The organism is Streptomyces sp. NRRL S-1022 (assembly GCF_000720135.1).
GTDB lineage: Bacteria > Actinomycetota > Actinomycetes > Streptomycetales > Streptomycetaceae > Streptomyces.
This window is the reverse complement of record NZ_JOIU01000017.1, coordinates 79,219-93,309: the sequence shown is the minus strand read 5'-3', so window position 1 is coordinate 93,309 and position 14,091 is coordinate 79,219. Positions and strand designations below refer to the sequence as shown.

Below are 14,091 nucleotides of genomic sequence, written 5' to 3'. Positions count from 1 at the left end.
CTCAGACGGGTTCGGGTGCGGGTTCCGGCTGGCGTGCCGGTACGGCCGCCGGTTCCCACAGTCTGGTGGTCCGTAGGTAGCCGTAGACCACCGAGGCCATCGCCAGGAGGAGGAGCGGCCCGAATACCGCCGGGTGTCCGGCCAGCTCCATCGGCAGATAGCGGTACGACACCAGGAGCGCGGTGAAAACCGTGGTCCCGTAGATCACCAACTGGATTCCCGATCGGTCCCAGCCCCGGTCGAGCGAGCGCAACGCCGTCTCTATGGTGAGCGCGAACACCACGCCGGCGACGAGATCCGCGCCGTAGTGATATCCGAAACCCAGCGTGGCGGTGAGCGTGGCGGTCAGCCAGAACGTCCCCGCGTGACGCAGCAGCCGTGAGCCCTTGCGGGTATGGATGAAGATCGCGGTGGCCCACGCCGTGTGCAGGCTGGGCATGCAGTTGCGGGGGGTGATCCCGTCGTAGGACATCGGGTGCGGGACGCTGATCGACGGCGGCGTGTGCGGCCAGAGGTCGGCCACCGCCCACTGCACACCGCCGGTGCCGGAGGCGCCCGGGCCGTAGGCGAAGACCGGTCCGACCACCGGGAAGATCATGTAGATGCCCGGCCCGAGGAGGCCGATCACCAGGAAGGTGCGCACCAGGTGGTGGCGTGGGAAACGGCGCTCGACCGCCACGTTGCGCAGCTGGTACAGCGCGACGACGACCGCGGCCACCGCAAGCTGCGCGTAGACCAGGTGGAGAAGATGGGGGCCGATCGGGTCGGTGGCCCCGACGATCCGGCCCACCAGCCACGACGGGTTGCCCAGCGCGTGATCGGCGGTCGCCACGTACTGGTCGAGCACCATCGGGCGCGCCTTCGAGGTGATGAACAGCCAGGTGTCGCCCGTCTTGCGGCCGGCCACCAGCAGCAGGCCCAGCCCGACGCCCTTCAGCAGCAGGACGCGTTCCTGGCCGGTGCGGCGCGTGACGGCGACGACCGCGTAGCCCACCATCACCCACAGTGCGCCGTTGCCGAAGGAGTGGCCGTCGGTCATCTCGGCGCCGGTCGCCAGCCGTACGAGAACGAAGCAGACGTCGATCCCGATCGCGATCCCGGCCGCGATGAACCGTTGCCGCCAGGTGAGCACCACCATCATCAGCGCCAGGCCGCCGTACAGCGGCCCCGGTTTGGGGGCGAATATCAGCTCCCCCACCTGGCTGGTGAGCGGTCCCGGCTGACCGTATCGGCGTGCGACGATCTCCAGCACGACCAGGAATCCAAGAGCCACCACCCCTGCCGCGACCCACACCATCGCTCGCTGTTGACGCCATACGGCCAACGCGGTCCTGTCGTTTGTCTGAGGGAACACCCGTGACGCCCTGGATTTCAATCGTTCAGTCGTTTTGTTGGTATTTGGTGCGATAGACGAAAAGCCTTATACGAAAGTTCGAACATGCTATCGGAGTGATTCGCGTTGGCTTACGCGGGTCGGCATACCCCGGCCAGGCGGGCATCAGCCCCCTCGCCGGAGGCAGGCGGCGCGCGGCGAGCGGAGCCGTGTCACCTTGGCCGGAGAGCAGGTGAGGCGCGAGCTCGGGTGCGGGAGGCGTGATGGGCGTGGATTCCGCCCGGCCGGGAGGGCCGGAGCACGAGCGACGGCTGGGGCGCAGGCGCTTCGTCGGGGCGTGCGCCGGACTCGGACTCGCCTCGGTGACGGCGGCCGGCTGCGACCGGACCACTCCCCCGCGCGGGTCCCACCCGGCAGCCGCCTCCGGGCGGCCCGAAGCGGAACGGGACCGGCCGGGGACACCCGACTGGCGTATCACGTCCCGCGGTCCCGCTCCGGCCGTCACCGGGTACGCGGACCGGGTGAGCGTGACGCCGGGCGAGGAGTGCGGCCTGTACGTGTCGACGACCGCGGCGTCCTTCCGGGTCTCGGCCTTCCGCGTCGGCTGGTACGGCGGGGCCCAGGCCCGGCTCGTGTGGTCGTCGGAGCGCGTACGGGGCCGCGTCCAGCCCGAACCCCGGTTCCTGGCCGAGACCCGCACGGTGCGCGCGGACTGGCCGCGCACGCTCACGTTCGGCACCGCCGGCTGGCCGGAGGGCGCGTACCTGCTGCGGCTGGAGGCGGACAGCGGCCACCAGCGCTACCTCCCGCTGATCGTGCGCTCCACGCGGGGCACGGGCCGTACGGTCCTCGTACACGCGCCGGCCACCTGGCAGGCCTACAACCGATGGGGCGGCTACAGCCTCTACGCCGGTGCCTCCGGCGCGTACGCCACCCGCTCCCTGGCCGTCAGCTTCGACCGGCCCTACGACGCCGACGGCGCGGAGAAGTTCATGGTGTACGAACGGGCGGCGGTGGTGCTGGCGGAACGGCTCGGCATACCCCTCGCCTACACCACCGGGACGGATGTGCACCGTGATCCGGAGGTGCTGCGCGGCGCGGCCACGGTCGTCTGTCTGGGGCACGACGAGTACTGGACCTCGGAGCAGCGCCGGCACGTCACCGCGGCCCGCGACGCCGGCACCAACGTGCTCTTCCTCGGCGCCAACACCTGTTTCCGCCGGGTCCGTCTGGAGCAGGGGGAGACCCGGCCGGACCGCACGGTGGTCTGCTACAAGTCCGCCGTCCGGGCCGACCCCTTCTACACCACCCGGCCCGCCCTGGTGACCACCGACTTCCGCCAGGCTCCGGCGCCGGATCCCGAGTCCTCGCTGACCGGCGTGCTGTACGAGGGCTATCCGACGGACGCGCCGTACGTCGTCCACACGGCGGACCACTGGCTGTACGAAGGGACGGGCGTACGGCCCGGCGACGGTTTCGACCACCTGGTCGGCGTCGAATACGACCGGGTCACTCCTGGGGCGCCCGTCCCCGAGCCGCTGGAGATAACCGCTCACTCCCCCCTCACATGCGGTGGCCGCCGCAGCCACAGTGACTCGGCCTACTACACGGCCGGCAGCGGCGCGGGGGTGTTCGCCACCGGCACCATGCGCTGGGTGGAGGCCCTCATGGCCGGCACCCCCGACGGTGGCCGCGATCACGGGATGGACGCCCGCACCCGCGCCTTCGTGACCCGCACGACGGAGAACGTCCTGCGGGCCTTCGCGGAGGGCGCCGCCGCCCGTCACCGCCCGGCGGCGCGCCCGAACGTGAGCGAGGTGTACAGAGCGGGCGCGTGAGGTGGGTCGCGGAACGTCACCACCGGGTCGGGGGGACCTCGGCCAGGCGCTGGCGGCGGGCTCCGGGTGCGTGCCGCCGGCCGCGCCCCTGCCGCAGGCGGCCCGACCCCTGTACGCCGGACCGCCCTGCCCGCGCACCGGGCGGGCGTGGCCTCACCGGCCGGCGTCGGACGTCCTGGCGGCGGTGGCACGCAAGGTGCTCGACCGCTACTTCGCCGGCCCCGGCGCCTTCGCCGTCGAGGCCCTGGAAGCGCCCACCGCGCGGGACGTCGTCGAGCGTCTGGTCCGAGGAGCCGTCGAGCTGACCACCGGGCCGCACACGCCCCACGGGTGCCTGAGCGTCAACAGCGTGCACGCCTGCGGGCGGACTCCGACCCGGTCCGCCAGGAGGTGATCGCACGGCGGATGGCCGGCGAAGCCGCGCTCCGTCGGCGCTTCGAGCAGGCAGCCGACCTGCCCGCGGACTGTGACCCGTGTGTGCTTGCCCAGCTGGTGTACACCGTCACCGACGGCATCGCCGTGCAGGCGGCGAGCGGCCATACCCGAGACCGACTCCACCAAGTCGCCGGCCTGGCGCTGCGCATGCTGTTCCCGCTCTGAGCGGACGGGTCCGCCTCAGGCCGAACTCCGCGGCCGGGCAGGGCGCTCGGGCGCGTTGGAACGGCGAACCGCTGGCCCGTACGGCACCGCGCGGCACGTACCTCTCCGTCCCGCACTGCTCGGCAACGCCCGGCCCGACTGGCTGCCCCGGCTCGCCGACCACCTCACGCACGCGCTGACGGAGGGCGGCGCGTAGGGAGCGGCCCGGGTCCCGGGAGGCCGGCGGGTGGGTTCCGGTGGTCAGTCCGCCCGGCCGCCCGGCGTGAAGGTGACGGGGAGTCGCGCCGGGCCGCGCAGACCGCCAGGCCGCCAGGTCAGCTCGCCCGGCGGTACGGCCAGGGCCAGGCCGGGGAGGCGGCGCAGTGCCGTTCCGATGGCGATCCGGCCCTCCAGCCGGGCGAGCGGTGCGCCCAGGCAGTAGTGGATGCCGTGCCCGAAGGCGAGGTGGCCGTTGTCGCGCCGGGTGACGTCCAGCCGGTCGGGGTCGGGGAACCGGACCGGGTCACGGTCTGCGATCGCGGACGCGATGAGCACGGTCGCGCCGCGCGGGACGGTCACGCCCGCGATCTCGACGTCCTCCCGCGCGAAGCGGGCGATGCCGGGGCTGACCGGGCCGTCGTAGCGCAGGAACTCCTCGATCGCGTCGGGGAGCAGGTCCGGCTGCTCCCGTAGGAGGGACAGCTGGTCGGGGTGGGCGAGCAGGGCGGCGATGCCGCCGCCGATCAGGTTGACCGTCGTGACGTACCCGGCGACCAGCAGCAGGAAGGTCATGGCGGTCAGCTCGTCGCGGCTGAGCCGCTGTTGCTCGTCATGGGCGCTGATCAGGGCGCTGAGCAGGTCGTCTCCCGGCCGTGCGCGCTTGGCTTCCAGGTGCACCGTCAGATAGGCGCGCATCCGCTGCCACGCCTCGTTGACGACGGCCGGGTCGGGCATCTTCTCGCCTCTGACGAGCATGGCGTCGGTCCACCGCTGGAAGTCGTACCGGTCGTCCACGGGGACGCCGAGCAGTTCGCCGATGACGGTGACCGGCAGGGGCAGGGCGAAGTCCGCCACGAGTTCGGCCCGGCCGGCCGGCACCACCGCGTCGAGCAACCGGTCGGTGATCTCCTGGATCCGGGGCCGCAGATCGGCGACCCGGCGCGCGGTGAACGCCTTCGAGACCAGGCGGCGCAGGCGGGTGTGGTCGGGCGGGTCGGAGCGGAGCATGGTGCTCATCAGTGATTCCCGCTCGAAGTCGGGCAGCTGCTCGACGAGGCGGGGGTCCGCGGCGTCCCGGACGTCGCTGCTCAGCCTCGGATCGGACAGCGCGGCCAGCCCGTCCTCGTACCGTGTGACCAGCCAGGCGTCCAGGCCGCCTGCGATGACCGCCCGTCGAACCGGACCGTCCTCCCGCAACCGCCGGTAGAGCGGGAATGGATCAGCCACGAAGGCGGGGTCGGCGTAAGGAAGAAGCACCGGCTGCTCACTCATCGCACCTCCCGGACGGACCTCGCAACAGGGGCCCCTACCCCGATTGTCCGGCACAGCGGCCACCATCGCCCTGCCCACCGCCGGGGTGCCCGAATCGGAGGTCCCGGCCGACCGGGACGGATCGGGCGCGGGTGCGGCCGGGGCCCCGTGGAGGCCCCGGCCGGGGAACGGCGTGGGGTCAGCAGGCGTCGATGTACCAGACGGGGCCCCAGTCGCCGTGGGCGTCCGAGGAGGGGGCGCCCGGTGTGGTGTAAATGAGCCTCTTGTTCTTGTCGTACATGCGGGCCTTCGTCCCCGTCGACTGGTTGTTGTACCAGGACCCGCCGCTGTTCAGGCCGTCGGGGATCTCCTGCAGGTAACAGTCCTTGAATGTGAAGGCCAGTGCCTCGAAGTTCGCCTGCTTGTACCCGCAGAAGTAGTACTTCGGGCAGTCGGACGGGGCCGCCGCCGCCCGGGGCTGGGCAGAGGCGGTGGGGGCGAGCATGCCGGCCAGTCCGAGCACCGCGGCAGCCGCGGCGAGGCCGGCCTTGTGTGACGTCCGCACGAAAGATCCTCCCATCTCGTGGACGCACCGCCTGTGGAGTGGCGGTGCGCTCCGAGCCTGCCCGCCGGCCGCCCCCGGTGTCGTGAGCACACGGTGCACACTGCTTGGCACGCAGCGCACACACCGATTGACGAAGAAGGGTCTTCCGTCGGCGGCCCGCGGCGGCGGACAGTGCTGTTGACCAAGAGCGACACCGGTGACGCCACGGGGAACCGTCATGATGACCGTCCTGGACACCTCCTGTCTGCCGCCCGCCGAGCGAACGACCGCCTGGGCCGAGACCACCGCCCAGGCCCTGGTGACGACCCGCTTCCGGTTTCCCGACCCCGGGAACTTCGGGGCGCGTATACGCGCCATGGCGCTGGGTCCGGTGCAGCTGTCGGTGATCTCGTACGCGCGGCTGGTCTGCTACCGCTCCCCGCGCCTGATCCGCGAGTCGGATCCCGAGCTGTACCAGATCGCCGTCGTCACCTCCGGACGGCAGGGCATCGAGCAGGCGCGGCACCACACCGTCCTCGGCCCCGGCGAGATCGTCCTGTACGACAGCTCCCGGCCGTTCGAGGCGTCGGCCCGCGGCCCGGGCAGCTGCGCTTCCCTGGTGCTGCAGTTCCCCCGGCGCCTGATGCCGTTGCCCGACCACGTGGTCGCCCCGCTGTGCGGGACGAGCCTCGGCGCGGCCGACGGCGTCGGGCACGTGTTCCGTCAGACGCTGGCCGGCCTGGCCGACGCGGAACCCGACCTGAGCGGCCCCGACCGGCAACGGCTCGGCACGACCGTCGTCGACCTCGCCGCGGCGGTCATCGCCCGGCGCGCCGACCGCGCGTCCGCGCTGCCCGCGGAGAGCCGCACGGCGACGCTGTACCAGCAGATCACCGCGTTCATCAGCCGGCACCTGCACGACGCCGGCCTCGGCCCGGCCGCGGTCGCGGCGGCCCACAGCATCTCGATGCGCTACCTGCACCGTGTCTTCCAGGTGCACGGCACGACGGTGAACGGGTACATCCGCCGGGAGCGGATCGCCCGGTGCCGCCGGGACCTGGCGGACCCCCTGCTCGGGGCCGTCCCCGTCGGTGCGATCGGGGCCCGCTGGGGTTTCCCGCGGGCCTCCGACTTCACCCGTGCCTTCCGCACCGCGACGGGGATGACTCCCACCGAGTACCGGAGCCTGGGCGAACCGGTCGCGGAGGACACGCGGCCCTAGGCAGCGCGGGTGCCGTCAGTCCCGCTGGGCGGCGATCAGCGCCCGGTACCAGTGGTAGCTGTCCTTCGGCGTGCGCCGCTGCGTGTCGTAGTCGACGCGGACGATGCCGAACCGTTTGCCGTAGCCGTGGGCCCATTCGAAGTTGTCCAGCAGCGACCAGACGTAGTACCCGCGCACGTCGACGCCCGCGTCCAGGGCCGCCCGCAGCGCGGTGAGGTGGTCGCGCAGGTAGGCGACCCGGTCGCTGTCGTGCACCGCACCGTCCGCGCTCACCTCGTCGTGCTCGGCGGAGCCGTTCTCGGTGATGTGGAGGGGCGGCAGCGCGTCGCCGTACCGTTCGCTCAGTTCCACCAGGAGGTCGGTGAGGCTGTCCGGTACGACCGGCCACTCCATCGCGGTGTGCCGCGCCCCCTCCAGCCGCACCTCCGCGTACCGGTTGTCCGTCGCCGTGCGCCGCGCCGGGTCGGCCTCCCGGTGCGGGGCGTCGGCGACGACGATCGGCCGGTAGTAGTTGATGCCGAGGAAGTCCAGCGGTTGCCCGATCAGTGCCAGGTCGCCGTCGCGCCGGACGTCCTGGCCGCTGATCAGCTCGCCCCAGGTCTCCTCCTCGGCCCGCGGGTAGCGGCCCGCGAAGAGCGGCTCCGTCCAGATCAGGTTGTGCTGGGTGTCCGCGCGGACGACGGCGGCCCGGTCGGCGGCGGAGCCGGTCGCGGGCAGGTTGCGGTCGAGGTTGAGGGTGATGCCCACCTCGCGCACTCCGGCCGCCCTCAGTGCGCCGACCGCGAGTCCGTGCCCGATCAGCAGGTGGTGGGCGGCGGCGAGCGCGCCCCGGCCCTCCTGGGCGCCGGGGGCGTGCCGGCCGACGGAGTAGCCGAGGAAGGCGCTGCACCACGGCTCGTTCAGGGTGATCCAGCGTGGCACGCGGTCGCCCAGGTGCGTGGCGACGGCCGCCGTGTACTCGGCGAACCGCTCGGCGGTCGCCCTGACCCGCCAGCCGCCGCCCGCGGCGGAGCCGCTGTGGAACGGAGCTTCCAGGGCCTGCGGGAGGTCCCAGTGGTAGAGGGTGGCGGCCGGCTCGATGCCCGCCGCGAGGAGTTCGTCGACGAGGCGGGAGTAGAAGTCCAGGCCCTTGGGGTTCACCGGTCCGGAGCCGTCGGGCACGATCCGCGGCCAGGCGATCGAGAACCGGTAGGAGTCGACGCCGAGTTCCCGCAGCAGTGCGATGTCCTCGGGGTAGCGGTGGTAGTGGTCGCAGGCGACGTCACCGGTGTCGCCGTTCGCCACCCGGCCGGGGGTGTGGCTGTAGGTGTCCCAGATGGACGGGCCGCGGCCGTCCTCGTCCACCGCGCCCTCGATCTGGTAGGAGGCGGTCGCGGCGCCGAGGACGAACCCGTCGGGGAACCGGGGGAAGGCCGGGGAGTCGGTCATGTGCGGTGCTCCGGGGGTCATTTGACGGATCCGCCGGTGATGCCGGCGGCGATGTACTTCTGCGCGAGAACGAGCAGGATCGCGGCGGGGACCGCGGACAGCACGGACGCGGCCATCACCGAGCCCCAGTCGCCCACGTGCGCGCCGATGTACTGGTAGATGCCCAGCGTGACCGGCTTGACGTCGTCGGTGGTGTTGAGGGTGAGCGCGAACATGAAGTCGCTCCACGCGAACAGGAACGCGAACAGACCCGAGGTGATCAGGGAGTTGCGGCTCATCGGCAGCACCACCCGCACGAAGGTGCGCAGCCGGCCCGCCCCGTCCATCTGGGCGGCCTCGATCACCTCGCCGGGGATGGACAGCATGAACGACCGCATGAGCACGATCGAGAAGGGGATGCCCAGCGAGGCGTCCGCGAGCATCAGGCCGGCGTAGGAGTTGACCAGGCCCAGATCCACGTACGAGGTGTACAGCGCGTTGGCGATGACGATCCCCGGCACCATCTGGGTGATCAGCGTGCCGAACACGAGGGTGCGCGTGCCGCGCAGCCCGAACCGTGCCAGCCCGTACGCCGCCGGAGCGGCGATCGCCAGGCAGATGACGACCGCGCCCAGCGAGACCACCAGCGAGGTCAGCAGGTGGCCGCCCTGGTCGCCGAGCGCCTTGGAGAAGCCGGACAGGTCAAGGCTGTGCGGTACGGAATCGGCCTCCAGCAGCCCGGACTCGGGCTGGAGTGCGGTGTCGAGCATCCAGTACAGCGGGAACAGCATGACGCACAGGACGAGCACACCGGCCACGGTGGAACCCCAACGACGCCTGTCCGCGGGCGGCTTCGTGTTCTGAGCGGCCATCCTCGGTCACTTCCCCTCGGTGCGGCTGGCCCGCAGGTACAGCACCGCGAACAGCGCGGAGATCAGGATCAGTACGTTGCCGACGACGGCGCCCGCTCCGAAGTCCAGCCGGACGAAGGAGTTCTGGTAGGTGAGCGTGCCCAGGGTCTGGGTGGCGTCGGCGGGGCCGCCGTCGGTGAGGGCGAGGATCAGGTCGAGGATCTTGACCGTCGACATGAAGCCCAGGACGAGGACGACCGTGATGACGGGCCGGAGCACCGGCAGGGTGACCGAGCGGAACGTCCGCCAGGCGGAGGCGCCGTCCAGGGCGGCCGCCTCGTGCAGCTCGCGGGGGACCTCCTGCAGCCCGCCGTACAGGATGACCATGTTGAACGGGATGCCGATCCATACGTTGACCAGGATGACGGACAGCAGGGCCATGTGCGGACTGGTCAACCATGGAGTGTGGCCGCCCAGGCCGAGGGTGTCGAGGAAGGAGTTCAGTACACCCGTGTCCTGGTCGAGGATGCGCCGCCACACGATGCCGGAGACCACCATGGGCACCAGCCAGGGCAGCAGGATCAGCGAACGCAGGGCGCCGTTCAGCGGGAACCTCCGGCTGAAGAAGACGGCGAGGGCGAGCCCGATGCAGAACTGGCCGAGCAGTGAGCCCGCGGTGAAGACGAGCGTGTGCCACAGCGCCTTGCCGAACAGGGCGTCCCGGAAGACCTTCGACCAGTTGTCGAAGCCGTTGAGGGGTGCCTCGCCGGTGAAGAACGTCTTCGGCGTGTAGTGCTGGAAGCTCATCACGACGTTGCGGACGAGCGGGTAGCCGAAGAACAGCAGCATGAAGAGGACCGCGGGGGCGACGAACCCCCACTGGGCGAGCCGCTGCCGGCGCCGCGGCCGGGCGGGGGCCGGGCGGCCGGCCTCGGACACCGCGGTGGGTGCGGTGACGGTGGACGTGGTCATGTGCGCGTACCTCAGTTCCCGCTCGTGGCCCGCTGCTGGGCGCGCTGGAGGGCGGCCTGGCTGGACTGGCCGGTCAGGGCGGCCTGGAAGGCGCTCTGCAGGGCGAGTGACACGCCCGGCCAGCCGGCGCCGAGCTTGGCGGTACGGGAGCGGGCCGCGGCCACCTGGTCGGCCAGCGCGTCCAGTTCGGGCACCTGCCTGCGCCATGCGGCGGCGGCCTTCTCGTTGGCCGGGACCATCCAGCTGTTGCGCGCGTACGTCAGCTGCTCCCGCTCGCTCGACAGACAGGCGACGATCTTCCCCGCCATCCGCTCCCGCCGTGCGTCGCCGGTGTCCGGGACGGTGAGCACGGCGCCGCCCAGCGGACCGACGGACTTCTCCCCCGCCTTCGGCACCGGGATCCGCGCGATGCCCCAGTGCAGTGACTTCTTGGTGTTCAGTGTCTCGACCTGCCACGGGCCGTTGATCATCATCGCGGCGTTGCCCGCCATGAACTGGTCGTTGACGTCGGCCTGCGTCCAGCCCACCGTCGACTTCGACAGCGAGCCGTCCTTCAGCAGGCCCTTCCAGTAGTCCAGTGCCTCGACGACCCTCGGCCCGTCGAGCCGTGTCTCGTCGCCGCCGTTGGACCACATGAACGGCGTGAACTGGAAGACGCCGTCCTCGGCGCCGCCCGCGCTGAGCGCCAGGCCGTACCGCCGGCCCCGGGTCAGCTGCTTCGCCGTCCGGCGCAGCTCCGCCCAGGTGGCGGGCACCTTCAGGCCCGCCTGGTCGAGGAGGTCCTTGTTGTAGAAGAGGGCGAGCGTGTTCACCGACCGGGCGGCTCCGTAGTACGTGCCCTTGTACGAGCCGAAGTTGACGATGCCCTGCGGGACGTCCTCGGTGTGCAGCCCGAGCGTGCGGAGGTCGACCAGCCCGCCGGCACCGGCGAACGTCGGCATCTCCGAGGCGTCGAACTGCACGATGTCGGGCAGCGACCTGGAGGACGCCATGCGCAGCGCCTTGGTCATCACCTGCGCCGCCGGGACGCTCCGCTGGTCGACGGTGACGCCCAGCCGCTTGCCGCAGCGGGCCATCGCCTGCGCGTCCCAGCGGTGGTACGTCTCGTCGGTTGAAGAGTTCAGCACGGTGTAGACGGAGCCGTCGCGCTGCTGGCCGCAGCCGGTCAGTGCGGCCCCGGCGACCAGGGCGGAGACGGCTGCGAGCGGTATCACGGCACTGCGGGAGCGGCTATTGAAGCGCTTCGACATGCGCGGCCCTTGCTGTCGTACTGTCCGGCGGCACTGCCGGACGCGTTTGTTTATTGGCATGACTAATACGCCATCGCACCGGCCCGGCGCCAGACCCGGGCAGCGGTCCGTTCTCTTCCGGTCCCTCGCGACGATGACCGAGAAGGTCGTGATCCGGGCAGGTCAGAGAGATTTTTCCGGCGCACGACCTGGTCCGTGGCGGACGTGTTCTGTGTACGATCAAACGGCCGGGCGACGCCTCCGCGCCCCACTCCCACCCGTCCAGCACCCCCGAGGGAAGAACATGAAGTTCACCGACGGCTTCTGGCGCGTCCGCGACGGCGTGCAGATCGCCTACGCCACAGAGACCCGTGACGTACGCAGCGAGTCGAAGCGCTTCACCGCCTATGCCGCGCTGCGGAAGGTGACCCGGAGAGGGGACACGCTCAACGCGCCGCTCCTCACGGTCGACTGCTTCTCACCGGCCGAGGGCGTCATCGGCGTCCGGGTCACGCACCACGCCGGCAAGCGCCGCCCCGGCCCGGACTTCGCCCTCGTCTCCGAGGCGGAGGGTGCGGGCGACGTGCGCCGCGACGGCACCGTCACGGAGCTGACCAGCGGCCCGCTGACCCTCCGTCTGGACGAGGCGGCCCCCTGGGCCCTGGCCTTCCACGGCCCGGACGGGCGGGAGCTGACCCGGGCCGGCGCCAAGGGCACCGCCTTCGCCACCACCGACGACGGCGCGCACCACGTCCTCGCCCAGCTCGCGCTCGGCGTCGGCGAACAGGTCTACGGCCTCGGTGAGCGCTTCACCCCGTTCGTCAAGAACGGCCAGGTCGTCGACATCTGGCAGGCCGACGGCGGCACCAGCAGCGAACAGGCCTACAAGAACATCCCGTTCTACCTCTCCTCGCGCGGCTACGGCGTCTTCGTCAACCACCCCGGCCGGGTCTCCTTCGAGGTCGGCTCCGAGTCCGTCGGCCAGGTGCAGTTCAGCGTCGAGGACCAGAGCCTTGAGTACTACGTGATCGCCGGACCCACACCCAAGGAGGTCCTGGCCCGCTACACCGCTCTGACGGGCCGTCCGGCGCTGCCGCCCGCCTGGTCGTTCGGCCTGTGGCTGACCACGTCCTTCACCACCGACTACGACGAGGCGACGGTGACGTCCTTCGTGGACGGCATGGCCGAGCGCGGCATCCCGCTGACGGTCTTCCACTTCGACTGCTTCTGGATGCGCGAGTACCAGTGGTGCGACTTCGCCTGGGACCCGGCCGTCTTCCCCGACCCGGAGGGCATGCTGGGCCGGCTCAAGGACAAGGGCCTCAGGGTCAGCGCGTGGATCAACCCGTACATCGCCCAGAAGTCCCCGCTGTTCGGGGAGGCGGCCGCCCTCGGCCACCTCGTGCGCCGCCCGAACGGCGACGTGTGGCAGTGGGACCTGTGGCAGCCCGGCATGGGCCTGGTCGACTTCACCAGCCCGGAGGCCCGCGCCTGGTTCCAGGCCAAGCTCAGGACGCTGCTCGACCAGGGCGTGGACTGCTTCAAGACCGACTTCGGCGAGCGCGTCCCCACCGACGTCGTCTGGCACGACGGCTCCGACCCGGAGCGGATGCACAACTACTACACCCACCTGTACAACCGGACCGTCTTCGAACTGCTGCAGAAGGAGCGGGGCGAGGGCGAGGCCGTCCTGTTCGCCCGGTCCGCGACCGCGGGCGGCCAGCAGTACCCCGTGCACTGGGGCGGCGACTGCTGGGCGTCCTTCGAGGCCATGGCCGAGTCCCTGCGGGGCGGGCTGTCGCTGTCCCTGAGCGGCTTCGGCTTCTGGAGCCACGACATCGGGGGCTTCGAGGGCACGCCCGACCCCGCGGTGTTCAAGCGCTGGCTCGCCTTCGGGCTGCTCTCCTCGCACAGCCGGCTGCACGGCTCCACCTCGTACCGCGTGCCGTGGAACTTCGGCGAGGAGGCCGTGGCGGTCGCCCGGCGGTTCACGCTGCTCAAGCACCGTCTCATGCCCTACCTCTACGGCGCCGCGGCCGAAGCCCACCGTACCGGCGTCCCGGTGATGCGCCCGATGCTCCTGGAGTTCCCGCAGGACCCGGCGTGCCGCCCGCTGGACCGCCAGTACATGCTCGGCCCCGATCTGCTGGTCGCCCCGGTGTTCACGGCGGACGGCGAGGTCGAGGTCTACCTGCCCGAGGGCACCTGGACGCACCTGCTGACCGGCGAACGGGTCACCGGCCCGGTCTGGCGCACCGAGCGGCACGCCTACGACAGCCTGCCGCTGTACGTCCGCGAGGGCGCCGTGCTGCCGCTCGCCTCCGACGACAGCCGTCCCGACGGTGACTGGCTCGACACCCCGACCCTGCTGGTCCACCCCACGGGCGCGCCGGACTACACGGCCGGGACGACGGTGTCCGACCTGACGGGCGCCCCGGCCGCCGCCTTCACCGTACGCCGCGAGGGGGCCCGGCTGCGGGTGACCGCGCGCGGCACCGACCGCCCGTTCACCGTCCGCGTCGCCGGGGGCGCGAGCGCGACGGGCGCGGGCGAGGTGGTCGTACCGCTGGACTGAGCGGGGGCCGGCGGCCCACCGCGGCGCGGCACGCCGGGGTGGGACACGGTGGGCGCACCCGGTCGGCCGTC

13 protein-coding genes are annotated in these 14,091 nt (G+C 71.8%); 6 read left to right on the top strand and 7 right to left on the bottom strand.

Annotated elements, in window-relative coordinates:
• Window position 1 precedes the first annotated feature (1 nt).
• The gene (locus IG05_RS0124820) at window positions 2-1,297 is read right to left on the bottom strand and encodes a phosphatase PAP2 family protein (RefSeq protein ID WP_030345907.1); all 1,296 of its coding nucleotides are present in this window, start codon (window positions 1,295-1,297) and stop codon (window positions 2-4) included.
• 299 nt (window positions 1,298-1,596) lie between these two features.
• Between IG05_RS0124820 and IG05_RS0124815 the strand changes: the two genes are divergently transcribed.
• The 4 genes from IG05_RS0124815 to IG05_RS47070 all read left to right on the top strand — a co-directional run bounded on the left by IG05_RS0124815 (window position 1,597) and on the right by IG05_RS47070 (window position 3,967).
• The gene (locus IG05_RS0124815; protein WP_234336012.1) at window positions 1,597-3,171 is read left to right on the top strand and encodes a N,N-dimethylformamidase beta subunit family domain-containing protein; all 1,575 of its coding nucleotides are present in this window, start codon (window positions 1,597-1,599) and stop codon (window positions 3,169-3,171) included.
• Between the two features lie 184 nt (window positions 3,172-3,355).
• Window positions 3,356-3,565, top strand: a complete 210-nt coding sequence (locus IG05_RS49480) for a hypothetical protein (protein WP_234336011.1) — start codon at window positions 3,356-3,358, stop codon at window positions 3,563-3,565.
• An 11-nt stretch (window positions 3,566-3,576) separates the two neighbouring features.
• On the top strand, window positions 3,577-3,771 hold the full coding sequence (locus IG05_RS49475) for a hypothetical protein (protein ID WP_234336009.1): 195 nt from the start codon (window positions 3,577-3,579) through the stop codon (window positions 3,769-3,771).
• A 55-nt stretch (window positions 3,772-3,826) separates the two neighbouring features.
• Entirely contained in the window at window positions 3,827-3,967 is a 141-nt protein-coding gene (locus tag IG05_RS47070; RefSeq protein ID WP_234336007.1) for a hypothetical protein, read from the top strand.
• A 44-nt stretch (window positions 3,968-4,011) separates the two neighbouring features.
• Here IG05_RS47070 and IG05_RS0124800 read toward each other — a convergent pair whose 3' ends face one another.
• Window positions 4,012-5,241: a cytochrome P450 family protein gene (locus IG05_RS0124800; RefSeq protein WP_030345903.1), complete on the bottom strand. Its 1,230-nt coding sequence runs from the start codon at window positions 5,239-5,241 to the stop codon at window positions 4,012-4,014.
• A gap of 178 nt (window positions 5,242-5,419) precedes the next feature.
• The gene (locus tag IG05_RS0124795; RefSeq protein WP_030345901.1) at window positions 5,420-5,785 is read right to left on the bottom strand and encodes a hypothetical protein; all 366 of its coding nucleotides are present in this window, start codon (window positions 5,783-5,785) and stop codon (window positions 5,420-5,422) included.
• Between the two features lie 217 nt (window positions 5,786-6,002).
• Here IG05_RS0124795 and IG05_RS0124790 point away from each other — a divergent pair, with 217 nt between their 5' ends.
• Window positions 6,003-6,986 carry a helix-turn-helix domain-containing protein gene (locus IG05_RS0124790; protein ID WP_037814619.1) on the top strand — a complete coding sequence of 328 codons (984 nt, stop codon included), beginning with the start codon at window positions 6,003-6,005 and terminating at the stop codon, window positions 6,984-6,986.
• Window positions 6,987-7,001: 15 nt separating this feature from the next.
• Here IG05_RS0124790 and IG05_RS0124785 read toward each other — a convergent pair whose 3' ends face one another.
• The 4 genes from IG05_RS0124785 to IG05_RS0124770 are packed head-to-tail and all read right to left on the bottom strand — an operon-like array spanning window position 7,002 to window position 11,466.
• Window positions 7,002-8,414 carry a GH1 family beta-glucosidase gene (locus tag IG05_RS0124785; protein WP_030345898.1) on the bottom strand — a complete coding sequence of 471 codons (1,413 nt, stop codon included), beginning with the start codon at window positions 8,412-8,414 and terminating at the stop codon, window positions 7,002-7,004.
• Between the two features lie 17 nt (window positions 8,415-8,431).
• Window positions 8,432-9,265: a carbohydrate ABC transporter permease gene (locus IG05_RS0124780; protein ID WP_030345896.1), complete on the bottom strand. Its 834-nt coding sequence runs from the start codon at window positions 9,263-9,265 to the stop codon at window positions 8,432-8,434.
• A gap of 6 nt (window positions 9,266-9,271) precedes the next feature.
• Entirely contained in the window at window positions 9,272-10,216 is a 945-nt protein-coding gene (locus tag IG05_RS0124775) for a carbohydrate ABC transporter permease (protein ID WP_030345894.1), read from the bottom strand.
• An 11-nt stretch (window positions 10,217-10,227) separates the two neighbouring features.
• Window positions 10,228-11,466: an ABC transporter substrate-binding protein gene (locus IG05_RS0124770; RefSeq protein ID WP_030345892.1), complete on the bottom strand. Its 1,239-nt coding sequence runs from the start codon at window positions 11,464-11,466 to the stop codon at window positions 10,228-10,230.
• Window positions 11,467-11,749: 283 nt separating this feature from the next.
• Between IG05_RS0124770 and yicI the strand changes: the two genes are divergently transcribed.
• Complete coding sequence (gene yicI / locus IG05_RS0124765) at window positions 11,750-14,020, top strand: alpha-xylosidase (protein WP_030345891.1); 2,271 nt, start codon at window positions 11,750-11,752, stop codon at window positions 14,018-14,020.
• Window positions 14,021-14,091 lie beyond the last annotated feature (71 nt).

Coding starts and splice junctions, on each gene's coding strand:
- IG05_RS0124820 (WP_030345907.1), bottom strand. CDS start 1,297: ATGGTGTGGGTCGCGGCAGGGGTGGTGGCTCTTGGATTCCTGGTCGTG.
- IG05_RS0124770 (WP_030345892.1), bottom strand. CDS start 11,466: ATGTCGAAGCGCTTCAATAGCCGCTCCCGCAGTGCCGTGATACCGCTC.
- IG05_RS49475 (WP_234336009.1), top strand. CDS start 3,577: ATGGCCGGCGAAGCCGCGCTCCGTCGGCGCTTCGAGCAGGCAGCCGAC.
- yicI (WP_030345891.1), top strand. CDS start 11,750: ATGAAGTTCACCGACGGCTTCTGGCGCGTCCGCGACGGCGTGCAGATC.
- IG05_RS0124775 (WP_030345894.1), bottom strand. CDS start 10,216: ATGACCACGTCCACCGTCACCGCACCCACCGCGGTGTCCGAGGCCGGC.
- IG05_RS0124815 (WP_234336012.1), top strand. CDS start 1,597: ATGGGCGTGGATTCCGCCCGGCCGGGAGGGCCGGAGCACGAGCGACGG.
- IG05_RS0124800 (WP_030345903.1), bottom strand. CDS start 5,241: ATGAGTGAGCAGCCGGTGCTTCTTCCTTACGCCGACCCCGCCTTCGTG.
- IG05_RS0124790 (WP_037814619.1), top strand. CDS start 6,003: ATGATGACCGTCCTGGACACCTCCTGTCTGCCGCCCGCCGAGCGAACG.
- IG05_RS0124785 (WP_030345898.1), bottom strand. CDS start 8,414: ATGACCGACTCCCCGGCCTTCCCCCGGTTCCCCGACGGGTTCGTCCTC.
- IG05_RS0124780 (WP_030345896.1), bottom strand. CDS start 9,265: ATGGCCGCTCAGAACACGAAGCCGCCCGCGGACAGGCGTCGTTGGGGT.